Origin of the sequence: Streptomyces liliiviolaceus (assembly GCF_018070025.1) — a bacterium.
In the GTDB taxonomy this organism is placed as follows: domain Bacteria; phylum Actinomycetota; class Actinomycetes; order Streptomycetales; family Streptomycetaceae; genus Streptomyces; species Streptomyces liliiviolaceus.
The window spans coordinates 688034-711100 of sequence record NZ_JAGPYQ010000001.1 but is presented as its reverse complement, the minus strand read 5'-3'; the positions used below and the strand labels follow the sequence as shown (position 1 = coordinate 711100).

Annotated in this window: 18 protein-coding genes; 10 read left to right on the top strand and 8 right to left on the bottom strand. The window is 71.4% G+C overall.

Translation table 11 applies throughout. From position 1 onward, the window contains the following. Positions 1-214: 214 nt before the first annotated feature. A complete protein-coding gene (locus J8N05_RS03015; RefSeq protein ID WP_210880928.1) occupies positions 215-2071 on the bottom strand; it encodes an acyl-CoA dehydrogenase family protein in 1857 nt (618 codons plus the stop codon). A 303-nt stretch (positions 2072-2374) separates the two neighbouring features. On the opposite strand from J8N05_RS03015, the gene J8N05_RS03010 reads away from it, so the two are divergent. From J8N05_RS03010 to J8N05_RS03000, 3 genes are all read left to right on the top strand, one after another. Further along, on the top strand, positions 2375-3181 hold the full coding sequence (locus J8N05_RS03010; protein ID WP_210880927.1) for a ScbR family autoregulator-binding transcription factor: 807 nt from the start codon (positions 2375-2377) through the stop codon (positions 3179-3181). A gap of 90 nt (positions 3182-3271) precedes the next feature. After that, on the top strand, positions 3272-4558 hold the full coding sequence (locus J8N05_RS03005; protein WP_210880926.1) for a cytochrome P450 family protein: 1287 nt from the start codon (positions 3272-3274) through the stop codon (positions 4556-4558). 79 nt (positions 4559-4637) lie between these two features. Continuing rightward, on the top strand, positions 4638-5339 hold the full coding sequence (locus J8N05_RS03000) for a ScbR family autoregulator-binding transcription factor (RefSeq protein WP_210880925.1): 702 nt from the start codon (positions 4638-4640) through the stop codon (positions 5337-5339). Between the two features lie 357 nt (positions 5340-5696). Here the strand turns inward: J8N05_RS03000 and J8N05_RS02995 are convergent, their stop codons facing one another. The 4 genes from J8N05_RS02995 to J8N05_RS02980 all read right to left on the bottom strand — a co-directional run bounded on the left by J8N05_RS02995 (position 5697) and on the right by J8N05_RS02980 (position 10967). Next, positions 5697-6995: a lanthionine synthetase LanC family protein gene (locus tag J8N05_RS02995; RefSeq protein ID WP_308286785.1), complete on the bottom strand. Its 1299-nt coding sequence runs from the start codon at positions 6993-6995 to the stop codon at positions 5697-5699. After that, entirely contained in the window at positions 6992-7660 is a 669-nt protein-coding gene (locus J8N05_RS02990; protein WP_210880924.1) for a Type 1 glutamine amidotransferase-like domain-containing protein, read from the bottom strand. Before J8N05_RS02990 ends, J8N05_RS02995 begins: the two co-directional genes overlap by 4 nt. 125 nt (positions 7661-7785) lie before the next feature. Beyond that, positions 7786-9453 (bottom strand): IclR family transcriptional regulator domain-containing protein, encoded by a 1668-nt coding sequence (locus J8N05_RS02985; RefSeq protein WP_247706123.1) that lies wholly within the window; start codon positions 9451-9453, stop codon positions 7786-7788. 221 nt (positions 9454-9674) lie between these two features. Beyond that, positions 9675-10967 carry a M6 family metalloprotease domain-containing protein gene (locus tag J8N05_RS02980; RefSeq protein ID WP_210880923.1) on the bottom strand — a complete coding sequence of 431 codons (1293 nt, stop codon included), beginning with the start codon at positions 10965-10967 and terminating at the stop codon, positions 9675-9677. A 295-nt stretch (positions 10968-11262) separates the two neighbouring features. Here J8N05_RS02980 and J8N05_RS02975 point away from each other — a divergent pair, with 295 nt between their 5' ends. Both J8N05_RS02975 and J8N05_RS02970 read left to right on the top strand, forming a co-directional pair. Beyond that, complete coding sequence (locus J8N05_RS02975) at positions 11263-11907, top strand: TetR/AcrR family transcriptional regulator (protein WP_210880922.1); 645 nt, start codon at positions 11263-11265, stop codon at positions 11905-11907. 320 nt (positions 11908-12227) lie between these two features. Continuing rightward, the gene (locus J8N05_RS02970) at positions 12228-13766 is read left to right on the top strand and encodes an MFS transporter (protein ID WP_210880921.1); all 1539 of its coding nucleotides are present in this window, start codon (positions 12228-12230) and stop codon (positions 13764-13766) included. An 804-nt stretch (positions 13767-14570) separates the two neighbouring features. On the opposite strand, the gene J8N05_RS02965 is transcribed toward J8N05_RS02970, so the two are convergent. Then, positions 14571-15074 (bottom strand): MarR family winged helix-turn-helix transcriptional regulator, encoded by a 504-nt coding sequence (locus J8N05_RS02965; RefSeq protein ID WP_210880920.1) that lies wholly within the window; start codon positions 15072-15074, stop codon positions 14571-14573. A gap of 153 nt (positions 15075-15227) precedes the next feature. On the opposite strand from J8N05_RS02965, the gene J8N05_RS02960 reads away from it, so the two are divergent. After that, entirely contained in the window at positions 15228-16028 is an 801-nt protein-coding gene (locus tag J8N05_RS02960; protein ID WP_210880919.1) for a dioxygenase family protein, read from the top strand. 20 nt (positions 16029-16048) lie between these two features. Here J8N05_RS02960 and J8N05_RS02955 read toward each other — a convergent pair whose 3' ends face one another. Beyond that, a complete protein-coding gene (locus J8N05_RS02955) occupies positions 16049-16567 on the bottom strand; it encodes a GNAT family N-acetyltransferase (protein WP_210880918.1) in 519 nt (172 codons plus the stop codon). A gap of 169 nt (positions 16568-16736) precedes the next feature. Here J8N05_RS02955 and J8N05_RS02950 point away from each other — a divergent pair, with 169 nt between their 5' ends. After that, the gene (locus J8N05_RS02950; RefSeq protein ID WP_210880917.1) at positions 16737-17735 is read left to right on the top strand and encodes a sigma-70 family RNA polymerase sigma factor; all 999 of its coding nucleotides are present in this window, start codon (positions 16737-16739) and stop codon (positions 17733-17735) included. Positions 17736-18395: 660 nt separating this feature from the next. Here the strand turns inward: J8N05_RS02950 and J8N05_RS02945 are convergent. Further along, complete coding sequence (locus J8N05_RS02945) at positions 18396-19361, bottom strand: helix-turn-helix transcriptional regulator (RefSeq protein WP_210880916.1); 966 nt, start codon at positions 19359-19361, stop codon at positions 18396-18398. Positions 19362-19579: 218 nt separating this feature from the next. Between J8N05_RS02945 and J8N05_RS02940 the strand changes: the two genes are divergently transcribed. The 3 genes from J8N05_RS02940 (at position 19580) to pfkB (ending at position 23006) form a co-directional block, all read left to right on the top strand. After that, complete coding sequence (locus tag J8N05_RS02940; protein WP_210880915.1) at positions 19580-21142, top strand: MFS transporter; 1563 nt, start codon at positions 19580-19582, stop codon at positions 21140-21142. Positions 21143-21300: 158 nt separating this feature from the next. Then, positions 21301-22062 (top strand): DeoR/GlpR family DNA-binding transcription regulator, encoded by a 762-nt coding sequence (locus J8N05_RS02935; protein WP_210880914.1) that lies wholly within the window; start codon positions 21301-21303, stop codon positions 22060-22062. After that, complete coding sequence (gene pfkB / locus J8N05_RS02930; protein ID WP_210880913.1) at positions 22059-23006, top strand: 1-phosphofructokinase; 948 nt, start codon at positions 22059-22061, stop codon at positions 23004-23006. Before J8N05_RS02935 ends, pfkB begins: the two co-directional genes overlap by 4 nt. Positions 23007-23067: the final 61 nt, after the last annotated feature.

Here is a 23067-nt window from a genome sequence, read left to right as displayed (position 1 = left end):
CGCTTGCATGTGCGGGTGGTCTGTGGCTGGTCGCGCCGTTCCTCGCGCCCCTGAAAGACGTGGCCTCGCAGGGGCAAAAGCAGGGGCGCAGCCCCGCTTTTGAGGGGCGCGGGGAACTGCGCGCTCAGCCACGACGTGCCTGCGGACGAGGAACAAAGGGGCAGCGCCCTTAGAGGGGCGCGGGGAACCGCGCGATCAGGCGTCACCGGTCGGGTCAAGGTGTCGCGGACAGGACACCCCCCGCCCCCACCAGGTCCCCACCCACGTCGGCCCCGCCGACATACCCCCCGCTCGCGATCGGGATGCTCGACAGCACCTCCGCCGGCAGGTCGAACGCGTCGACCAGTGTCATCAGGTGCGGCGCCAGATCCCCCACGACCGTGTCGACGGCCTTCGGCAGACCCCGTACGTGGTCGGCGGTGAGACGCCCCTCGGCCAGCAGGTCACCCGTGTGCGCGCCGACCTGTCGCAGCAGGAACAGCCGGCACAGGTTGCGCATCAGATGCCCCGCCCGCGCATCCGCGGTCCGCGCGATCGCCGCCAGGAACGCGTCCGCCGCCCGGAGCCGCGCATGCGCGGAGACCATCTCCAGCGCCGCGTCCGAGGTCGCGTTCCAGCGGCCGACCGGATCCCCCGAGGGACCTTCGCGCAGGGCGGCCCGCGCCCGGTCCTGCCAGATGCGTTCGACGTCGGCCAGCAGGTCGCGCAGGAAGGGGAGTTCGGTGATCTCCCGGTCGGCGGGAGGGACGGGGGCGTCGTCGGCCCGCGCCACCTGGTGCCCGAAGACCATCTCGGACGCGGCCTTCACCCAGATCACCAGGTTGTCGCCCTCGGCGGTGATGCCGCCCTCGATGTTCAAGGGAAGGTCGGCCAGCCCGTTGGCCGGGAACAGCCCCTGCGCGCCGCAGCGTTCACGGCACTCGGTCGTGATCGCCCGCGCCTGCCAGGTGATCCACCCCTTGGCCACGGCCACCTCGCGCTCCACCTCCGCCCGCTCCTCCTCGGCGTGCGCGGCGAACAGGCTCACCGTCGACCGGTGCAGGAACGTCATCGCGTACGCCGTCGCCAGCGCGTGCAACAGCCGGCCGTGATGGCTGCGGTGGGCGGCCAGCGGGATGCGCTCGCCCGCCCTGGGGCCGGACAGGAGGCGGCTGTGGGCGTACCGCACCGCGATCGTCAGCGCCGCCCGGGACATGCCCAGGGTGCCGGCGCTCATGCAGAGCTTGCCCATGGTGACGCGGTTGATGGAACGCAGCAGCCGCTTGCGTCTGTTGCCGAGGCTGCTGCTCAGCGTCCCGTCGGCGGACAGCCGCCCGTGCTTGGCCTCCAGCAGGGCCTCGCGCGGCAGCCACACCTGGTCGAACGCGGTGAGGCAGTGGTCCACCGGGGTCCCGGTGCGCCGGGGCAGCGGACGGACCCGTACGCCGGGAAGGTGGCCGCTCTCGTCGCTGAGCGGGGTCAGGAAGAGGAACGTTCCCCGGTCCTCGCCGTCGACGAGGAGGCGCGCCGCGACCACGGCCGTCTTGGGGCCGCCGGCCAGGCTGGTGTTGGGCATGAACTTCTGCGCGCCCTCGGTGGGCGTGGTCAGCCGGAAGCCGCCCGTCGCCCGGTCGAACACGGCGACCGTCTCCATCGACGCCACGTCGTTGCCGTGCTCCAACTCCGTGCAGAGAAACGTTCCTGTGCTCTGCAGGGACGTAAAGCGGGAGAGGTCTCTCTGGCGGCCGCCGTCATGGTCGAGGAGGCTGCCGAGGAAGAGGTTGTAGTGGATGCTCGCGAGCGTGGTCAGCCCGCCGTCCACCGGACCCGTCCACTCGTGCAGACCCGCGAGGCGGTACGGGTCGCCCGCCAGCTCCACCGGGTCGCCCACCGCCTCGTTCAGCAGCCGCAGCCGCTCGTACGAGAGAGCCGTCCGCTCCTGCGGCGACAGTTCCGCCCGGTAGGCGAACTCCCTGCCGCGGACGAGCCGGCGCCAGGCCCCGTGGACGCGCTCGCGGTCGGCGCCCTCGAAGAGGAGCCGGGCCAGTTCGTCGGCGACGGGGTGGGTCTTCGTGTGTGCGGGCACGGACATCGAACTCCCCAGGGTGTGGGACCGGTCGGATGCGGACCACTGCCCCACGAAGATACGTACCAACCGGTTTTCTTTTCAAGGTGCCCGGAGAGAGGTGGCGGGGCTCGATCGGGGAGGACCGGGAGGCGTCGAGGACGATATCTCACCATCATCGCAGCTCAGTGAGGCGCGGTCAGTTCGGGCCGAACGGAATCCTTGAGAAACCGTTCGGCTGGTTTTATTCTGAGCCGCGAGGTCGTGGGCGTACGGTACAGACCTCTTGGTCTCTTTTTCCCGGTGAGCGGGATGGTACGGAGGTTCCCCGTGGCGCGGCAAGAGCGAGCCATTCGGACGCGACGCGCGATCCTCGTCGCGGCGGCCCAGGTCTTCGACGAGGTCGGATACGAGGCGGCGACCATCTCGGACGTCCTCAAGAAGTCCGGCATGACCAAGGGCGCCCTCTACTTCCACTTCACCTCCAAGGAGGAGCTCGCCCAGGCGGTCCTCGCCGGCCAGGTCGACTCCCTGCCGCGGGTGCCCGATCAGGAGCTGAAGCTGCAGCAGTCGCTGGACGAGGCGCTGCTGCTCGCGTATCTGCTCAAGCAGGACACCGGGGACCCGATCGTCCAGGGCAGCGTGCGGCTGACCGTGGACCAGGGCTCTCCCAAGGACCATCTCAACCGCCGGGTGCCCATGCAGGCCTGGCAGGAACACACCCACGCCCTCTTCCGGGAGGCCAAGGCCAAGGGCGAGGTACTGCCGCACGCCGACGTGGACGCGCTGGCCAAGCTGTTCGTCGGCGCCTTCACCGGCGTCCAGGTGCTGTCGCGGATCATGACGGGCCGCGCGGACCTCGCGGAGCGGGTGGCCGACCTCTACCGGCATCTGATGCCGTCGATCGCGGTGCCCGGCATCCTCGTACGGCTGGACTTCTCGCCGGAGCGGGCGGCCCGCGTCCATGCGGATGCCATGCGGCTGCGTGAGACGGAGGCAGAGGCTGAGGCGGAAGCGGAAGCGGAAGCGGAAGCCGGGGGTGACGTCGGCTCGGAGAGCGAGGCCGCGGGCGGGGGCGGGGGCGGGAGGGCGTCGCGGGCCGTGCCGGCGGCGGAGGCCGTGACCGCCGTCCAGTGAGAGCAGCGAGACGCCCCGGCCGGGCGCCCCGGTAAGACGCCTCCCCGTGTCGGCGGGGCGTGTGAACGACCTACCGAACGGAGTGCACGCATGGACATGCCCGCTTGCCCGTACGCGTTGGACGTGACGGGACGCGACCTCGCCTCGGAGGCCGAGAAACTGCGCTCGCGAGGGCCGGTGGCCGCGGTGGAACTGCCGGGCGGGGTGGCCGCCTGGGCGGTCGTACGGCAGAAGTACGTCAAGCAGCTCCTCCTCGACCCGCGCGTGTCCAAGGACGCCCGGCAGCACTGGCCCGCCTTCGTCGACGGGCGGATAGACGCCGAATGGCCGCTGTACCCGTGGGTCGCCAACGAGAACATGCTGTTCGCCTACGGAGAGCACCACGCCCGGCTGCGACGGCTGGTCGCGGGCGCGTTCACCGCACGCCGGAGCGAGGCACTGCGCCCGCGTGTCGAGGAACTCACGGCCGGGCTGCTGGACGAGCTGGCCGCCCACCCGGCCGGTGAACGGATCGACCTGCGGGCCGAGTTCGCCAAGCTCCTGCCGATGCGGGTGATCTGCGAGCTGTTCGGGGTGGCGGAGGAGGCGCGCGAACCTCTGTGCACCGCGCTGGAGTTGGTGTTCGGCACGGCGGTGCCGGCCTCGGAGATGGCCGCCGCGCAGGTCGAGGTCTTCGGCATGCTGGCGCGGCTCGTCGCCGAGAAGCGGGAGCGTCCCGGCGGGGATCTGACGTCCGCGCTGATCGAGGCCCGCGACCAGGACGGCGGGCTCAGCGAGCAGGAACTCCTCGGCACCCTCTACCTCATGATCGCCGCGGGCCAGGAGACGACCTGCACCCTCATCACCAACGCCGTCGGCGCGCTCCTCGTCCACCCCGGTCAACTGGCCCACGTACGCGAGGGACGGGCGACCTGGGCGGACGTCGTGGACGAGACACTGCGGGTGCACAGCCCGGCGGCGTACTCGCCGATGCGGTTCGCGGTCGACGACATCACGCTGGGGGACGGCGGTTCCGGGCCGGACGCCGACGACTCCGGGCCGGACGCCGCCGACGACACGGTGACGATCCGTCGGGGAGACCCCATCCTCGTCTCCTTCGCCGCGGCTTCGAGCGACCCCGAGGCGTACGGGGACGATGTCGCCGTCTTCGACGTGCTGCGGCAGGGACGGCGTGAGGACCTGGCCTTCGGGCACGGGGTGCACCGGTGCCTGGGGGCCCCGCTCGCGCGGATCGAGGCGGGCGTGGCGGTGGCCGCGCTGTTCGAGCGCTTTCCCCAACTGGCCCTGGCGGTACCGGTCGACGGGATCGAGCCCGTGGAGTCCTTCATCGTCAACGGCTACGGCTCACTGCCGGTGCTGCTCGCGCCGACCCCTTAGTGCCTATAGAAACCGCGCATGCGGTTTGTTATCGTGGTTCTGCCTTTCCGGCATGCCCTCGCAGCAACGGAGCGTTCTGATGGCCCAGCAGGAGCGAGCGGTGCGTACGCGCAACGCGTTGATCGAGTCGGCGGCCGAACTCTTCAGCAAGGACGGCTTCGACGTCGTGTCCTTGTCCACGATCAGTGCCCGGGCCGGCGTCAGCAACGGAGCGCTGCACTTCCACTTCGCCAGCAAGGCGGCGCTGACCGCGGCGGTGTGGGAGGCGGCGGCGCTGCGGCTGCGCCAGATCACCCACGAGGGTGCGGCACGCGGGCAGGCCGTCGGGAGCGGGGGCCCGCTGCAGGTGCTGGTCGACACGACGCACGCCCTGCTGCGGGGGCTGCGGCACGATGTGATCCTGCGGGCCGGGTTCGACCTGAGCGAGAGTCCCGTGCCGGTGGCGCCCGGGGCGGATCTGCGGCGACGCTGGCAGGCGTGGGTCGAGAGCCTGCTGGCCCAGGCGGCCAGGGAGGGCGCGTTGGCGCGGGACGTGGCGCCGCAGGACGCCGCCCACGCGGTGGTCGCGGCGACGGTCGGGTTCGGAGCGCTGGGCAGCCGCAACGCGCAGTGGCTGTCCCAGTCGATGCTGACCCGCTTCTGGACCCTGCTGCTGCCACGCCTCGCGGCGGAGCCGACCCTGAAGGAACTGATCGCCTCGGGCCGCCGCCGCGAGGCCGTGGCGCCGGAGGCGCCTTCGCCTTCGCCACTGCACCGACCGATCTCCCGCCAGAGCGCGTGACATCGGCACCGTTCAAAGACTGCGCAGTTCCCCGCGCCCCTGGGCACCTAGGGGCACGACGAACTGCGCGACCGACCCCCTTCTTTCAGGGGCGCGAGGAACTGCGCGACCGGCCCCCGCCGGGCCGCACCCGACTGTCGACCCCGGTTTTTAGGGGCGCGAGGAACTGCGCGGCCAGCCCCCACCGGGCCGCACCCGACCGTCGACCCCCGGTTTTTGGGGCGCGGGGAACTGCGCGACCGGCCCCCACCGGGCCGCACCCGACCGTCGACCCCGGTTTTTAAGGGGCGCGAGGAACTGCGCGGCCGACCCCCACCCGCCCGCGCCCGACCGTCGACCCCGGGGGGTGCCCGGCGGTCAGGTGGTGGGTGGGTGGTCCGGGAAGGGGATCGCGTAGTGCGGGTCGCGGCCCGCGGTGATGCGGGCGTGGCGCAGCACCTCACGGACGATGCCCGCGTTACCCATGGCCCAGCCGCCGGCGGGGGCCAGGACGCTGGGCGTGTCCCGGTGCTCGACATTGGACCAGCGGACACCACAGGCATCGACCGTCGCACGCGCCGCGAGGTCGGCGACGAGGACGTCGGCGAAGTCACGGCCGTCACCGCGTTCGACCCGCCGGTCGCAGGCGAGGGCGAGCACACCGGCGGTGCCGCAGCAGCGGCCGTTGTTGTCCCAGAAGCCCGGCCGGATCCGCCGGGGTATGCCGGAGTTGACGAGGGTGTGCCAGCAGCGGTCGACAAGGGCGGGCCAGGCCGGATCGTCGGGCAGGACCTGGCTCAGCAGACGGAACGCCTGGGCGTCACCGGCCGGCCCGTGGCACCAGCCGTAGTTGTGACGGTCGACCCTCTCGTGCTGCTGTTGCGGGTCGGAGTGCCCGACGAGGAAGCCGTCCGGTCCGGCTTCGTTCCGGGAGACGACGTCCGCGGCTCCCGCCACCGCGAGGTCGACGAGGTCGGAGCGGCCCGCGGCCCGGCCGACGGCGGCGAGCGCGTGGACGATGCCGAGGGTGCCGTGCGACATGTGGTGCATGCGGGGGAACGCACCGGCCGCGAGCCGCCACCGGACGCCGGCCCCGGTGGGCTCGGCCGTCCGCGCGTAGCGGTCCACGGCCAGCAGCGCGAGGCCGTCGTCGCCGCACTCCAGCGCGGCGAGCGCGATGCCGGCGTTGCCGGATATCAGCTCGAACCAGTCGTTCCACGCCGCGCCGTCGAAGCGGGCCCGCAGGGCGTCCAGAGCACGGTCGGCGGCCGTCCCCGCCGCCGTGTCACCGAGCACGCGGTGCACGCCCCGTAGGGCGACGGCCATGCCGGCCACTCCCGAGTAGAGGCCGCTGTCCTCCCAGTGGTCGACCGCGGCAGCGACGCTGTGGGCACCGCGTACGGCCATGTCCGCGTACCGGTGGTCGCCGAAATGCCGCCATCCGTCGAGGAGAGCCGGCAGCACCCCCGAGGTTCCGTCGTACAGCCGTGGCGTGACCTGGTCGTCGGCGAGGGTGTTCGGCCAGGCCACGCCGCTGCCGCTGTCGGTGCTGGTGCTGGTGCTGCTGTCGGTGTCGCGTGCGGCCGTCATCAGCCAGTCGAGGGCCCCGAGGGCGAGCGACTCCGCGTCAGCCGGTGTGCCGGTGGGCAGTGGCTCGTCGTGCGGTGGTCGTGTCACGGGTGGAGTTGCCAGCGGCCTTCGGAGACGACGTCCACCTTGCCGTCCCTGACGCGGACGGCCGTCTCGTCGTCGATGAAGTAGAGCGGGAAGTCCGCCCGCGCGGCGATGCGATCGGCCCAGACGTCGTCCCGCTCGGGGAAGTCCGGTGAGTACAGGTGGGGCTTGAGGTACCAGTCGAAGAGGCCGAACGGCGGTTCCACGGTCGTCGCGCCGAGGACGTGGAGGTCCGCGGTGTCCCCGATGACGTCGGCGGAGTGTGCGGTGAGGTGGCGGCTGAAGATCATCGAGCCGGCGCTGAATCCCACGTACACCCGGCTCTCCAGCGCTTCAAGGAAGCCGTCGGCCAGGCCGTTGCCGGTGATGCTGCGCGCGAGGTGGTAGTGGTTGCCGCCCCCGACGTAGATGGCGTCGGCGTGCAGCAGCCGGTCGAGCACCAGCTGCCGGGGCAGGCCGTTCAGTTCCAGGACGTCGAACTCCCGCCAGCCGAGGCCGCGCAGGCGGTTCAGGTCGTCGACGAACCATCCGTGGTCCCCGGGCTCGGCGAGCGACGCCGTGGGAACGTACACGACGTTCGCCGAGCCGAACGGCTTCCCCAGCATGTCCCGCAGCGCGTCCCGCTGAGTGCCGTTGCGCAGGCCGGCGGCCGTCAACAAAAAGTTCATCGCCAGAGCCAAGCACGGCCGACGCGCACGCGCAATGAAGCTCGTGCCGCACACAGGGGCGCGGGGGCGACTGCACGGTCGGCCCTCACCCCACCCGGAACCCCGCGCCCGGACGGACCCGTCGGCTAGGCGACAGGTACGCGGGTGAAGCGCCCCGCGACCCGCAGATCCGCTTCGATCAGCCCGGCCGTCGCCGACAGCTCCGGAAGCACCTCGGACACACACCGCTCGACCGTCCGCCGAGAGCTGTGCATGGCCACGTTCACGGCGGCGACGACGGCTCCCGTACGGTCCCGGACCGGAGCGGCGATCGACCGCAGCCCCTCCTCCAACTCCCCGTCCACCAGCGCGTACCCGGCCGACCGTACGTGGTCCAGGACGGCCGCGAGGGCCGCCGGGTCCGTGACCGTGTGCGGGGTCAGCGCGTCGAGGCGGCCGGTCAGGAACGGGTCCCGCCCGGCGGGGGAGAGGTCCGCCATCATCACCCGCCCCAGCGAGGTCGCGTACGCCGGCAGTCGTGTGCCGACCGTGATGTTGACGCTCATGATGCGGCTGGTGGCGACACGGGCCGTGTACTGGATCTCGTCGCCCGCCAGGACCGCGAGGGACGCCGAGTCGTGCAGCCGGCCCGCCAGATCGGCGAGGTGCGGGGCCGCGATCTGCGGCAGCGTCGTACGGGAGAGGGGCGGGAAGCCGAGCGACAGGACGCGGGGCGTCAGTGTGAAGTGCCGTCCGTGGGAAGTGACATGGCCCAGGTGCTCCAGCGTGATCAGCGCCCGCCGTGCCGTCGCCCGCGCGAGCCCCGTCGCCTGCGCCACCTCGGTGAGCGTCAGTTCGGCCCGTCCCTCGCCGAACGCCGTGATCACGGTCAGCCCGCGGGCCAGCGACTCGACGAACTCCCGGCCCAGTTCCTGTTTCGAGGCGCCGGTCCAGGTGGCGAGCCCGGCCGGCGCGGCGGGCGGCCGGGCGGGCGCCTCGCGCAGATCCCGTTCCATGGCATGTACGGTCGCCCGCAGCCTCGGCAGCATGGTCTCCCGCAGGGACTCCGCGCTGTGCCGGCTGGTGTGGCTCACCACGCTGACCACACAGGCGACACGGCCGTCCCGGTCCCGTACGGGCACCGAGACGGCGACCAGGCCCGGCTCGATCAGCTGGTCGTCGAGGGCCCAGCCCCGGGTGCCCGCCTGATGCGCCCGTTCCTCGAACTCCGCGTCCCGGGTGGGGCGTTCGCGTGGAGGAACCGCCGGGAAGCCCCGGTCCTGCGGGTCCGCCGCCCGTCTGTCCCGCCACCGCGCCCAGTCCTCCAGCGTCCACTCGGTGGCGAACAGCGGGCCCGGCGCGGTCCGTTCGGCGGGGAGCAGGTCGCCGATACGGAAGCTCAGGGACATCGCGCGCCGGCGCGTGGCCTGGTGGATGAAGCGGATGCCGTCCCGGTCGGCGACCGCGAGGGAGACCGACTCGTCCAGCTCGTCCGCGAGGGCGTCGGCGCGGGTGTCCAGCAGGCGGGGGAGCCGGAGCGCGGCGAGGTAGGCGTTGCCCAGCTCCATCAGCCGGGGGGTGAGGACGGCGTCGCGGCCGTCCAGGCGCAGGTAGCCCATCCGGGCGAGGGTCGCGGCGATGCGGTCCACCGTGGATCTGGCGAGTCCGGTGGTCTTCTCCAGGCCGCTGAGGCTCTGCGTGCCGCCCGCCTCGGTGAGGCGGTGCAGCACGGTGAGGCCGCGCATCAGCGGGGCCACGGCCTCGGCGGGTTCGACTGCGTCGGGCCTGGGCGGGGTGAGGTGGGTCGGTGGCATGGCTCCCCATAACGGTGTGCCGACCACGGTAATGAATGGGAGGGGGTGGGGGCGGTCGCGCCGTTCCCCGTGCCCCTGAAGGATTGCGCCGTTCCCCGCGCCCCTGATCGGCCGGGGCCGAGGTCGGGGTCGGGAGTCGGGTGCGGGCCCGGTGGGGGCTGGTCGCGCAGTTCCCCGCGCCCCTTCAGGGGCTGCGCCCCTAAAGATCCCCGCCCGTCCCTTCAGTGGGGGCCGCGGGTCACGTACACGCGGTGGTTGCCCTGGGGGTCCTTGCCCGCGACCGTGATGCGGATGCCGGATCGCAGGTCCTTGAAGTACTGGCCGGGAGAGAAGGGGGCGTCGGAGAGTTCGGCGTGGACGTTCGGGCTGCGGGTGCAGCCGCCGCTGTCCTTCGTGGAGTCGATCACCGAGATCGGGCCGTGGCCGGTGTCGACGTCCGCGTTCACCTTGTAGATCAGTACGCCCGTCTTGCAGACCGACTCGTCGTTGCCCGCCTGCGTGCGCAGTTCGGCCGCGTACCCCGTCTTCGCGTCGACGGGCACGAAGACCAGTTTGCCGCCGTCGCCGGGCTCGGTCAGCGGGGTCAGTACATGCTCGGTCGTGCCGGGCGAGGCCGCGCAGCCGACCTGGGAGTCGTCGAGCCAGCCGAGCTTCCACTTGTGCCAGCCCAGCAGGTCGTTGTCGGCCCCCCAGTCCTCGCTCATGATGTCCCAGTGCCCGACCGCGCCGCCGCCGTCCTGGGTGTAGAGGTCGGGCAGCCCGAAGACATGGCCGTTCTCGTGGGGGAGTACGCGGTAGCCGGTCTCGGCGTACGTGCCGGACCCGTCGTCCTGGCGGCTGTAGACGAAGGACGCGTTGGCGACGGGCACCCCGTCCGCGACCGGCGCCTCGGTGTTGCCCGCGAAGGTGACGGAGAGGACGGTGTCCAGGGCGGAGGGGCCTGCGTTCGGCGTGATCAGGACGTTCAGCAGGTCGTAGTCCTGGAAGTTCACCTTCGGGTCGGCGGTGCTCACGATGTCCTGGACCAGGTCGCGGTACCCGGGGTCGAAGGGGGCGCCGCGTTCTATCCCGTACTCCTTGAAGGGCTTGGGCATCCGCAGCCAGTCGCCTATCGGGGCCTGCGGACGGTAGTCGAGACGGCCGTACGAACTGGTGCGGAACCAGTCGGTGGTCTGCGGGAAGAACTCACCGAAGCGGTCGAGCGCCTTGCCCTGTCCGGGCGCGTCGGAGAAGTCGACCATCAGGTTGAGGGCGCGGACGGTGCCGGTGGAGCGGGCGTAGCCCGAGGGGGTGGGGATGCCCTCCGACATCTGCACGCCCGTCGAGCCGCTGATCATGCAGGGGCCGAGCGGGGAGGTGCCGGCCGCCGGTGCCACGGGGCCCGCCGCCGAGGTCGAGCCGCCCGTCAGATGTCCGGTTCCGGCGGAGGTGCTGACCGCCAGGGTGAGCGCGGTGACCGAGACGAGGGCTGCGGTGCGGCGGCGCGGGCGTATCCGGCGGCTGGTCGGCTGCATGCGAAGCCCTTCGCTCCGGGCAGCCGGCCGTTGATGGCTGCACCCTGTCCGATCACCCTGTGCCGCCGGATGCGGGGGCGCGCGCTGGAGGAGACCGATCGTGGGAAGTGGGCGGCAAACCCCCTGAAGATGATCTGTGACCCAGGTCACATGAAATCTCTTCAGGATCGGGAAATAACCGGGGATCGTTTCCCCGTTTAGACCTGTGTCCGCACGAACCGGGGAGACGTTCCCCGGATCGCACGGGCAGCGCGAACAGCCGAGACCGACTGAGAAGACTTCGAAGGAGTACGCCGTGGAGACCGCAACCGTCGCCCAGCGCAAGGTGCCCCGCCCGAGGGCCGATGCTCTGCGCAACCGGGAGCGGATCGTCGCCGCCGGACGAGAGATGTTCGTCGAGTTCGGTGCCGAGGTGCCGCTCGACGAGATCGCCCGCCGGGCGGGTATCGGCAACGCCACGCTGTACCGCAACTTCCCGGACCGGGCCGCCCTCCAGCGCGAGGTGGTCTGCTCGGTCATGGACCGTGTCTCGGAACAGGTCGAGCAGATGCTCGCCGAGACCGGTGACGCCTTCGAGGCGCTCTCGCGGTTCGTGCACGCCTCGGCCGACGAGCGGATCGGCGCCCTGTGCCCGATGCTCTCGGAAGCCTTCGACGAGAACCACCCGGACCTGGTCGCCTCGCGCGAGCGGATCGAGGAGCTGATCGAGACGCTCATGGGGCGGGCCCGGACCGCGGGCCAGCTCCGTCCCGACGTCGCCGTCGCGGACCTCATGATCGCCATCAGCCAGCTCACCCGGCCCCTGCCCGGTACCGCGTGCCCGAACATGGACCGCTTCGTCCACCGCCACCTGCAGCTGTTCCTGGACGGGCTACGGGCGCCCGCCCGCTCCGAACTGCCCGGTGCGGCCGCGACCATGGAGGACCTGCGACGAGCCTGACCGATCGAGCGACCGGCTCAACGGGTCTTTGACCGACAGTCCGGCCGACCGATCAGATCCGCGTACTTCGCGAGTCACCACTCATGACCGCGCGACTCATGACCGCGCGACTCACACCGCGCGATTCATACAGCACGACTCACAGCGCACGACTCGCACCGCACCACTCACACCGCACCACTCACACCACAAGCCACCGGTCGTCATCGACAAGGACGTCGAGGAGGGCGTCGACGAAGCAGTCGACGAAGACGTCACCGGTGACGAGCCGTCCCTTCCGTCACGTTTTTTCGCCACGAAGTCCTGAAGTGGGTACTCCCATGTCTGAAACAGTCCAGGCCAACGCCGCCAAGGCGCCGGCTCCCGATTCCAACCGCTGGAAAGCGCTGGTCTTCATCGCGCTCGCCCAGCTGATGGTCGTGCTCGACGCGACCATCGTGAACATCGCCCTTCCCTCGGCCCAGCAGGACCTCGGGATCTCCGACGGCAACCGGCAGTGGGTCATCACGGCCTACGCCCTCGCCTTCGGCGGACTCCTCCTGTTCGGTGGCCGCATAGCCGACCTGTGGGGCCGCAAGCGCACCTTCGTCGCCGGTCTGATCGGCTTCGCCGGCGCGTCCGCGCTCGGTGGCGCCGCGACCAACGAGGCGATGCTGCTCGGCTCCCGTGCTCTGCAGGGCGCGTTCGGCGCACTGCTCGCCCCCGCCGCGCTCTCGCTCCTCGCGGTGATGTTCACCGACTCCAAGGAGCGCGCCAAGGCGTTCGGCATCTACGGGGCGATCGCCGGTGGCGGTGGCGCCGTCGGCCTCATCCTCGGCGGTTTCCTCACCGAGTACCTGAACTGGCGCTGGACCTTCTTCGTCAACATCCCGTTCGCGGTCGTCGCCGCGGCCGGTGCGTACTTCGTCATCCGTGAGCCGGTCGGCAGCCGCAACCGCTCGCCGCTCGACATCCCGGGTGTCGTCCTGTCCACCCTCGGTCTGGTCTCGCTCGTCTACGGCTTCACGCGTGCCGAGTCCGAGGGCTGGAGCGACACCACCACGATCGGCCTGTTCATCGCGTCGGCGCTGCTCCTCGCGGCCTTCGTCTTCGTCGAGTCCAAGGTCAAGGCCCCGCTGCTGCCCCTGCGCGTCATCACCGAGCGCAACCGTGGCGGTATCTACCTCTCGCTCGGCCTCGCGATCATCGCGATGTTCGGTCTGTTCCTCTTCCTGACCTACTACCTGCAGATCGTGAAGGGTTACACGCCGGTCAAGACCGGTTTCGCCTTCCTTCCGATGATCGCGGGCATGATCACGGGCTCCACGCAGATCGGCGCCCGGCTGATGAACCGCGTTCCGGCGCGGCTGCTGATGGGTCCCGGCTTCCTGGTCGCGGCGCTCGGCATGCTGCTCCTGACCCGGATGGAGATCGGCTCGTCGTACGCGACGCTGCTCCTGCCGGCGATGCTGCTGCTCGGCCTCGGTATGGGTACGGCGTTCATGCCGGCCATGTCCCTGGCCACGCTCGGTGTCGAGCCGCGTGACTCCGGTGTCGCCTCCGCGATGGTCAACACCTCGCAGCAGGTGGGTGGCGCGATCGGTACGGCCCTGCTGAACACGATCGCGGCTTCGGCCACGACCGCGTACGTCAAGGACCACATCGGCGGTGCGGCCACGCAGTCCCAGCAGCAGCTCGTGCAGCTGCAGGCGCAGGTGCACGGGTACACGAACGCGATCTGGTTCGCGGTGGGCATCCTCGTGGTGGCCGCGGCGATCGTCTTCACCTTCGTCAACGCGGGCAGTGTGGACATGAACGCGTCCTCCGAGTCCGTCGACGGGGCCGAGGACGACGTGAAGGTGCCGGTCATCGCCCACTAGCCGCTTCGCGGTGAGCGGGCCCGGAACCGACTGGGTCACCCACTGACCTCGTGCGTACGCAGGGGTGGGGACGCCTTCGTACGCGCGAACCCCGATCTGCCCCGGCTCCTGTTACGACGGAGCCGGGGCAGATCGCTGCGCTCGGCTCCTCGACGGGGGCTGTATTCGACCTGGGGGTCTGGTGGGGGTGGGGGGCGGCCGGGCGTCGTGTACCTGCGACCCGGTGGGGGTTGCCCGCGCAGTTCCCCGCGCCCCTTGAGAGGCCGGCCGGTTGTCGTGATTCTGCGGGCCGGTGGGGGCTGGCCGCGCAGTTCCCCGCGCCCCTTTGGCGGGGGTTGCCCGCGTCGTTCCCCGTACCCCTTGCGGGGCCGCTTTTAAGGGGCGCGGGGAACGGCGCGCTGAGCCCCCACGTACCCGCACCCGAGCAGCGACCTCCGCCCGCAAAGGGGCGCGGGGAACGGCGCGCTCAGCACCCACGCACCCGCACCCGAGCAGCGACCTCCGCCCACGAAGGGGCGCGGGGAACGGCGCGCTCAGCCCCCACGCACCCGCACCCGAGCAGCGACCTCCGCCCACGAAGGGGCGCGGGGAACGGCGCGCTCAGCCCCCACGCACCCGCACCCGAGCAGCGACCTCCGCCCACGAAGGGGCGCGGGGAACGGCGCGCTCAGCCCCCACGTACCCGCACCCGAGCAGCGGCCTCCGCCGACGAAGGGGCGCGGGGAACTGCGCGCTCAGCCCCCACCCGCCCGCACCCGACGACGGCCGCAGCAGACCCCGGCCGTGCCGAAAGTCCCGAGTCGGCTAGCGCAGCCAGGGCAGGTCCGCCCCCGCCCCCTCCGGCTGAAGCCCCTCCGCGATGAGCAGCATCGCCTCCCCGAGCGCCTTCTGCTGCTCGGGCGAGAGCCGATCGAACAGCGCCTGCCGCACCGCGGCCACATGCCCGGGAGCGACCCGTTCGAGAACGGCGTACCCCTCGTCCGTCAGGACCGCGAACTGCCCCCGCTTGTCGGACGGACAGTCCTCCCGCCGCACCCACCCGTTCTTCTCCAGCCGAGCGATCGCATGCGAGAGACGCGACCGCGTGATCTTCGCTCTCATCGCCAGCTCGGTCATCCGCAACCGCCGCCGCGGCGCCTCGACCAGCTGCACGAGCAGCCCGTAGTAGATGTGCGGCATGCCCGCGTCACGCTGCAGCTGGCGGTCGAGATGGTCCTCAAGAAGCGTGGTCGCGTGCATGAACGCACGCCAGGTGCGCTGTTCCTCGTCACTGAGCCAGCGCGGCTCGTCAGCGGATGCCGTGTTCATACACCTACTGTACGAGCCCCTTCTTGAATCTTAAACAAGTAGGGAGTAGGCTCCGCCTAACAGAGCTTGATACTTCAAGCAACCTCGCTCGGAGCAGCGATTCGAGCAGCTATTCGAGCACCGCTTCTAGCAGCACGAGAGGGAGCCGCAGTCATGTCCGCAGCCACCGAGGAACACCCCGCCGTGGAGCGCATGCCCGCCCTCTACCTCTCGCACGGCGCCCCGCCCCTCGCCGACGACCCGATCTGGCCCGGCCAGCTCGCCGCCTGGTCCGCCGACCTCCCGCGCCCCAAGGCGATCCTGATGGTCTCGGCGCACTGGGAGGAGGCCCCGCTGGCCCTCGGCGCCATCGCACCCGTCCCGCTGGTCTACGACTTCTGGGGCTTCCCCGAGCACTACTACAAGGTGCGGTACGACGCCCCGGGCGCCCCCGCCCTCGCCGAGTCCGTCCGCAAGCTGCTGCGCGCCCCCGGCACACCGGTCCAGGACATCCCGGACCGCGGCCTGGACCACGGCGCGTACGTCCCGCTCGTGGAGATGTTCCCCGAGGCCGACATTCCGGTCCTTCAGGTCTCCATGCCCACGCTGGACCCCGTCCGCCTGATGGAGATAGGCCGCAAGCTGGCCCCCCTGCGCGACGAGGGCGTCCTGATCGTCGGCTCCGGCTTCTTCACCCACAACCTCGCCGCCCTCCGTCAGGGAGGCATCCCCGGCTGGTCGGCCGAGTTCGACGCCTGGGGCCACCAGGCGCTCGACTCCGCGGACGTGGACGGCCTCCTCGACTTCCTCCACAAGTCCCCGGCCGGACAGCTGGCCCACCCGCGCACGGAGCACTTCGCCCCGCTGTTCGTGACCATGGGAGCGGCGGACGCCGCCGGCGACCTGGCGTCCCAGCGGTCCGTGATCGACGGCTTCTGGCTGGGCCTGGCCAAGCGCTCGGTCCAGTTCGGCTGACAGCGGGGGCCGGCCGGGTCTCAGAGATCCTTCTCGTACCGCGCCACATCCCAGTACCGGCCGAGCTTCCGGCCCGCCTCCCGGTACGTGCCGAGGTACCGGAACCCGAACCGTTCGTGCAGCCGCACGGACGCCTCGTTGGGCTGCACGATCCCCGCGTACGCCCGGTGGAGGTCCTCGCCCACGAGCGCGTCGAAGAGAGCCTTGTAGAGCCGCGTGCCGACACCCCGGCCGCCCGCGCCGGGAGCGAGGTAGACCGTCACCTCCACGGACGTCTCGTACGCGGGCTTCGGCCGGAACGCGCTCGATGTGGCGTACCCCAGAATCCGCTGTGAGTCCGCGTCCACGGCAACCATCAGCCGATGCGGGCCGTCTTCAGGGTGAGAGAGCAGCCAAGGGCGTCGCTCCTCCGGGGTGAAGACCGCCGTGTCGAAGGTGATGGGCGTCTCACGGACGTAGTGGTTGTAGATGTCCGTGAGAGCGCCGAGGTCGGCTTCGACTCCGGGTCTGACCTGGACCTCTGTATGTTCCGACACCACCACGCCTCCTTTTACGGCGGCACAGGGTACTGCAAGATCAGAAAAATCGAGGGCCGGGTTGGGAATTCTGTCCGGATTCCAGTCGTTGTTTCCATCGGAAGCAGGGCACTCGGGAGGGTGTCCGAGCCACCACCAGGACCCGCAAGCCCACCATCGCAAGGGAGCACGCATGGCAACCCGTGCCGTCGCCCGTCGTAAGTCCGCCTCCGGCGAGACCGACGCGGCACGCAGTGTTCGCGCCGTAGGCGGCGAGATCGCCGACCGCGACCTGGTCGGCATGTATCTCGACGAGATAGCGCGCACACCGCTGCTCGACGCCGCCAGGGAGGTCGAGCTGTCCCAGACCATCGAGGCCGGCGTCTTCGCGCGGCAGCTTCTCGACGGTGAGACCACCGACAGCAAGGTGCAGGCCTCCCGCGAGGAGCTCGAAGCGCTGGTCGCCGAGGCCGAGCGGGCCAAGGAGGTCTTCATCAAGTCGAACCTCCGCCTGGTCGTCGCGGTGGCCCGCCGCTACCCCCGCAGCGGCCTCCCGCTGCTGGACCTGATCCAGGAGGGGAACGCGGGCCTGGTGCGCGCGGTCGAGAAGTTCGACTACCGCAAGGGCTTCAAGTTCTCGACGTACGCGACCTGGTGGATCCGTCAGGCCATCACCCGGTCCATCGCCGACCAGTCCCGCACCATCCGCCTCCCCGTCCACCTGGTGGAGGAGCTGGGCCGGATCCGCCGTGTGCAGCGCGAGTTCAACCGCGAGCACGGCCGCGATCCGGAGCCCACGGAGATCGCGGCGGAGCTGGACTCCAAGCCGGAGCGCGTCATCGACGTCCTGGACTGGGCCCGCGACCCGGTTTCGCTGAACATGTCGGTGGACGACGAGGGCGACACCCAGTTCGGGGACCTGCTGGAGGACACCTCGGCCGTGTCGCCCGAGCAGTCCGTGCTGACGCTGCTGCGCAGCGAGGAGCTGGACGACCTCATAGGCCGCCTCGACCAGCGCACCGCCTCGATCATCAAGATGCGGTACGGCATCGAGGACGGCCGCGAGCGCACGCTGACCGAGGTCGGCAAGGAGCACGGCCTCACCCGCGAGCGCATCCGCCAGATCGAGAAGCACGCGCTGATGGAACTGAAGAAGCTGGCCCGTTCCACAGGGTTCGACGCCGCGGCGTAGGACGCCCGGCGCGGGCTTCCTACGGCGGCGTCCGGCGGCGTCCGGTCACCGGGACGCACTCCGGCGGGCCGGGCCCGGCCCGCCGCCGGCCCGCGGGAAGGACCGCTTCCGGGCTCCGGCGGCGCCCCGGTCCGGGCAGCGGTTCGGTTCCCTGCCCGGGGCCCGGTCCGGCGTGAGAAAAACTCGTCCTCTTCGAGGGGATTGGGTCCCCGTTTCGGGGGCATGCGAGCCTACCGCGGGACGGACGAGCAGATCTGTGTCGGCCATGCCTCACGGCACGGCTGGTCAGAGCCTCTCACCGGGTCGCACAGAAGTCCGTTTACAGCCGCTTCAACACATCGGTCCCGGGGCACAAACTCCAGGACCCCCCAAAAGCCGAGTCCCGACGCACTCCCCCCGGTGCCGGGACTCTTCCAGAGCCGAGCTCCGGCGCCTCCCCTGGCGCCGGAGCTCGACTCCATCCGTGGGGTCGTGAGGCCGTTCCACGGGGCCGTGCGGCGTGCGGACACGACGACTGGGCCACCCCGAACCTGAACCCCGGGGTGACCCAGGCGGCACATTGTGTCACGGAGGCAAACCGCGCCGACGGACGCACCGTTCGCGAGGACGGGCATCCCCTGCGTTCGCGAGGAGAGGCCACCCCGCCACCGGCACGGCCCCCTAGCCCTCGACCGCCCGGCTGAGCCGTCCCCCCAAGTCCCTTACGCAGGCCACGAGTTCCGCCGGGGCGTGCACGGTGAACTCGCAGTCCACCATCGCGAGCCGCACGGCCATCCACTCCACCGCGTCCCCCGACGCGCCACGCAACCGGCACCGCCCGTCGCCGATCGGCTCGGGCGCCCCCAGCCACGCGGGCAGCCGCGCCGTGACGAAGTCCGCCGGCGCCACGAACGTCACGTCGAACGCGTACGTCTCCTGCCGCCGGTACATCGACTGCCGCAGATATTCGGCCGCGTCCCCCGTGGGCAGCTCGCGCCTCGCGAAACGCGCCCCGGTCGCGAAGGGCTCGGACACACGGTCGACCCGGAACGTACGCCAGTCCTCGCGGCCGAGGTCGTAGGCGACGAGATACCAGCGGCGGCCGGTCGACACGAGCCGGTACGGCTCCGTCCGGCGCCGGCTCTCGGCCCCGTCCCCCGCGCGGTACGCGAACCGCAGCTGCTCCTGCCCCGCGATCGTCGAGGCCATCGTGGTCAGCGTCTCGGGCGCGATGCTGGCGCCGTCGCCCGTCGTCAGGGGAGTGGTGGCGGCCTGCAAGGTGGAGACGCGGTGGCGCAGCCGGCTCGGCAGGACCTGTTCGAGCTTGGCCAGCGCCCGGACCGAGGCCTCGTCGACGCCCTCGACGGCGTGCCCCGCACCGGCTCGCAGGCCCACCGCGATCGCCACCGCCTCCTCGTCGTCGAGAACCAGCGGAGGCATGGCCTTCCCGGCGACCAGCCGGTAGCCGCCGTCCGCGCCCTTGGTCGCCTGCACCGGATAGCCCAGCTCCCGCAGCCGGTCGACATCCCGCCGCACGGTCCGCCGGGATACCCCGAGCCGCTCCGAGAGCTCCCCACCGGGCCACTCCCGAGGAGTCTGAAGAAGAGACAACAACTGCAACAGCCGCGCCGGAGTGTCCGTACTCATAGATGTCTCCCTCTCGTAGAACCGACCGGGGGCGCGGACCCCTAGGGGCGCGGGGAACGGCGCAATCTTTTGTCTTTCGCCTTCAGGGGCGCGGGGAACTGCGCGACCGGCCACGACGCACCCGCACCCTCCAAACGCACCCACCCCGTCCGCCCACACCCCGAGCATCCCCCACAACTAGGACACGACCTGACCTACATCCCTCCTACCGTCAAACCATGACCACACCGAGCACCACCCCCGCGTCCCCCCGGCCGGAGGCGGACCGCCGCCGCTGGTACGCCCTGGCCATCGTCATGACGGCCGCCTTCATGGACCTGGTCGACGTGACGATCGTCAACATCGCGATCCCCTCGATCCAGCGGGACGCGGGCGCCACGTTCAGTCAGATCCAGTGGATCACCGCCGGCTACGCGCTCGCCTTCGCCGCGGGCCTGATCACCGGCGGACGCCTGGGCGACATCCACGGCCGCAAACGCCTCTTCCTCATCGGCATCGGCGGCTTCACCCTCGCGTCCGCGCTCTGCGGCTTCGCCGTGAACCCGGACATGCTCGTCGCCTCGCGCATCCTCCAGGGCGCGATGGCCGCGCTGATGGTCCCGCAGGTCCTGTCGATCGTGCACGCCACCTTCCCGGCGCACGAACGCGGCAAGGTCTTCGGCCTGTTCGGCGCGATCGTGGGCCTGGGCGCGGTCTCCGGCCCCCTCTTCGGCGCGCTGCTCACCGAGTGGAACCTGTTCGGCCTGGAATGGCGGCCGATCTTCCTCATCAACCTCCCCGTGGGCATCGCGGGCCTGATCCTGGGCCGGAGGTTCATCACCGAGTCCAAGGCCCCGCGGGCCCTGAAGCTCGACCTCGTCGGCGTCGCCCTGGTCACCCTCGGTCTGCTGATGCTGCTCTACCCGCTGATCCGCGGCCGCGAGCTGGACTGGCCGACCTGGGGGTACGTGTCGATGGGCGGCTCCCTCGTCGTCCTCGGTGCGCTGGTGGCGTACGAGAAGCGCAAGACGGCGCGGGACGGTTCGCCGCTCGTCGAACTCTCCCTGTTCAAGGTGAAGAGCTTCGCGGCGGGCATCGCCGTCCAGACCGTGTTCGGGATCGGCCTCGGCATCTTCTTCCTGATCTGGACGCTCTACATGCAGACCGGCCTCGGCTGGAGCCCGCTGCGGGCCGGCCTGACGGGCGTACCGTTCTCGATCGCGGTGTCGCTGGCGGCGGGTCTGTCGGTGCAGAAGCTGGTGCCGCGGTTCGGCCGCAAGGTGCTGCAGGCGGGCGCGCTCACCATGGCCGCCGGTGTCCTGCTCTACATCTGGGAGTCCGAGCGGTACGGCCTGTCCATCGCCTCCTGGCAGATGGCCCTCCCGCTGGTCGTGATGGGTCTCGGCATGGGTCTGATCGTCGCCCCGCTCACCGACGCGGTCCTCTCCGAGGTGCCGCGCGAGCACGCCGGTTCGGCGTCCGGCCTGATCAACACGGTCCAGCAGATGGGCAACGCCCTCGGCCTCGCCCTGGTCTCCGTCGTCTTCTTCGGCCGGATCTCCGACCGCCTCGCCCCGCCGGAGGTCGGCCCCGCGTTCGTCGACGCCTTCCAGCACGCGATGGTCTGGGTCGCCGTCGTGATGACGGTCATCTTCCTGCTGATGTCCGCCCTCCCGAAGCGCCCGGCCCAGCACGTGGAGGGGTCGGCGGCGACGGAGGGAGCGGAAGCCACGGACGAAGCGCCCGCAGCGGCGAGTGCGCCCACCCCCGCCGACGACCAGGAGCCCGAACTCGTCCGCTGAGCAGAGGCCGGGCAGCGGCCTGGCAGCGGCCGAGCAATGATGTCCGCTCATGCCCGTTCATGCCCACATCGGTGCCCGAACCTGTTTACTTTCCCGAAACGCGGGCGTAGCCTGCGAGGGAAACAACAGGTTCGGGCACAGAGTGGAGGCGAACGGGCATGTACGCACCTGAGCGGCAGCAGGAGATCCTCCGGCTCGCACGTGACGGTGGACGCGTGGACGTCGTATCGCTGGCCGAGGAGTTCCAGGTCACGGCCGAGACCATCCGGCGGGACCTGAAGGCACTCGACCGGGCGGGACTCCTGCGCCGCGTGCACGGCGGCGCCATACCGGCCGGGCGGCTCGACTTCGAGCCCGACCTCGCCGAGCGCGAGACCACCGCCGCGGACGAGAAGGACCGCATCGCCAAGGCGGCCCTCGCCGAACTGCCCGAAGAGGGCACGATGATCCTCGACGCGGGCACGACCGTCGCCCGCCTCGCCGGCGCCCTCCCGCTGGAGGCCTCGCTCACGGTCGTGACGCACAGCCTCCCCATCGCCGCCCGCCTCGCCGACCACCCCGGCGTCCAGCTCCACCTCATCGGGGGCCGCGTCCGGCACCGTACCCGCGCGGCGGTCGACGCCTGGGCGCTGCGGGCGTACGGGGAGATCCGCGCGGACGTGGTCTTCCTCGCCGCGAACGGCTTCTCCGCCGAACACGGCCTGACCACCCCCGACCTCGCCGAAGCCGCCGTGAAGCGCGCCGCCCTCGCCGCGGCCCGCCGCGTGGTGCTGCTCGCCGACTCGGCCAAGCACGGCCAGGAGCACTTCGCGCGCTTCGGCGGCCTCGACGAGGTGGACCTCCTGATCACCGACAGCGGGCTGAGCCCCGAAGACGCCACCGCCATCGAGCGCGGCGGCACGGAAGTAGTGCGCGCATGATCCTCACCGTCACCCCGAACCCGTCGCTGGACCGCACGTACGAGGTCCCCTCGCTCGACCGCGGTGAGGTCATCCGGGCCACCGGCGAGCGCATGGACCCGGGCGGCAAGGGCGTCAACGTCTCGCGGGCGGTCGCCGCGGCCGGCCGGCGAACCGTCGCGGTCCTGCCCCTCGGCGGCGCCCCCGGCGCACTCGTCGCCGACCTGCTCGACGCCCAGGGCATCGAGGTCGCACCGGTCCCCGTCGCCGGGGCGACCCGCTCGAACATCGCGCTCGCCGAGGCGGACGGTGTCCTCACGAAGATCAACGCACCCGGACCCGAACTCACCTCCGCCGAACAGGAGTCGCTCCTGGAGGCGGTGCGCGAGCAGTCCCGCGACGCGGACTGGATCGCCTGCTGCGGCAGCCTGCCCCGCGGCCTCGCACCCTCCTGGTACGCGGAACTGGTCGCCCGCGCCCACCGGGCGGGCGCCCGCATCGCGCTGGACACCTCGGGGCCGGCACTGCTCGCGGCCCTGCGCGAGGGGCCCGACGTCGTCAAGCCGAACGTCGAGGAGCTCGCCGAGGCGGTCGGCCGCCCGCTCGCCACGGTCGGCGACGCGGTCAAGGCCGCCGAAGAACTGCGGGAGCTGGGCGCGCGCACCGTACTCGCCTCCCTCGGCGCCGACGGGCAGTTGCTCGTCGGCGAGGACGGCGCGTGGTTCGCGAGCGCCCGCGTCGACGTCGTACGCAGCAATGTGGGCGCCGGCGACTCCTCCCTCGCCGGTTTCCTCATCGCCGGTGGCAGCGGGCCCGGCGCGCTCGCCTCCGCCGTGGCGCACGGAGCGGCGGCCGTCCAGCTGCCGGGCAGCGTGATGCCGAGCCCGGCGAACCTCGACCCGGGCGCGGTGACGGTCACCGCGGAGATCCCGGTCGACCGCGTACTGACGGAGCCGGCGTCATGAGCACTCCCTCGGCCCACCCCGCACCAACCGCACCAGCCCCAGCAGCCCCAGCAGTCGCAGT

Coding starts and splice junctions, on each gene's coding strand:
- J8N05_RS02965 (WP_210880920.1), bottom strand. CDS start 15,074: ATGAACACGGCATCCGCTGACGAGCCGCGCTGGCTCAGTGACGAGGAA.
- J8N05_RS02990 (WP_210880924.1), bottom strand. CDS start 7,660: ATGAACTTTTTGTTGACGGCCGCCGGCCTGCGCAACGGCACTCAGCGG.
- J8N05_RS02960 (WP_210880919.1), top strand. CDS start 15,228: ATGTCCGCAGCCACCGAGGAACACCCCGCCGTGGAGCGCATGCCCGCC.
- J8N05_RS03015 (WP_210880928.1), bottom strand. CDS start 2,071: ATGTCCGTGCCCGCACACACGAAGACCCACCCCGTCGCCGACGAACTG.
- pfkB (WP_210880913.1), top strand. CDS start 22,059: ATGATCCTCACCGTCACCCCGAACCCGTCGCTGGACCGCACGTACGAG.
- J8N05_RS02945 (WP_210880916.1), bottom strand. CDS start 19,361: ATGAGTACGGACACTCCGGCGCGGCTGTTGCAGTTGTTGTCTCTTCTT.
- J8N05_RS03000 (WP_210880925.1), top strand. CDS start 4,638: ATGGCCCAGCAGGAGCGAGCGGTGCGTACGCGCAACGCGTTGATCGAG.
- J8N05_RS02935 (WP_210880914.1), top strand. CDS start 21,301: ATGTACGCACCTGAGCGGCAGCAGGAGATCCTCCGGCTCGCACGTGAC.
- J8N05_RS02940 (WP_210880915.1), top strand. CDS start 19,580: ATGACCACACCGAGCACCACCCCCGCGTCCCCCCGGCCGGAGGCGGAC.
- J8N05_RS02950 (WP_210880917.1), top strand. CDS start 16,737: ATGGCAACCCGTGCCGTCGCCCGTCGTAAGTCCGCCTCCGGCGAGACC.
- J8N05_RS03005 (WP_210880926.1), top strand. CDS start 3,272: ATGGACATGCCCGCTTGCCCGTACGCGTTGGACGTGACGGGACGCGAC.
- J8N05_RS02970 (WP_210880921.1), top strand. CDS start 12,228: ATGTCTGAAACAGTCCAGGCCAACGCCGCCAAGGCGCCGGCTCCCGAT.
- J8N05_RS02980 (WP_210880923.1), bottom strand. CDS start 10,967: ATGCAGCCGACCAGCCGCCGGATACGCCCGCGCCGCCGCACCGCAGCC.
- J8N05_RS02985 (WP_247706123.1), bottom strand. CDS start 9,453: ATGCCACCGACCCACCTCACCCCGCCCAGGCCCGACGCAGTCGAACCC.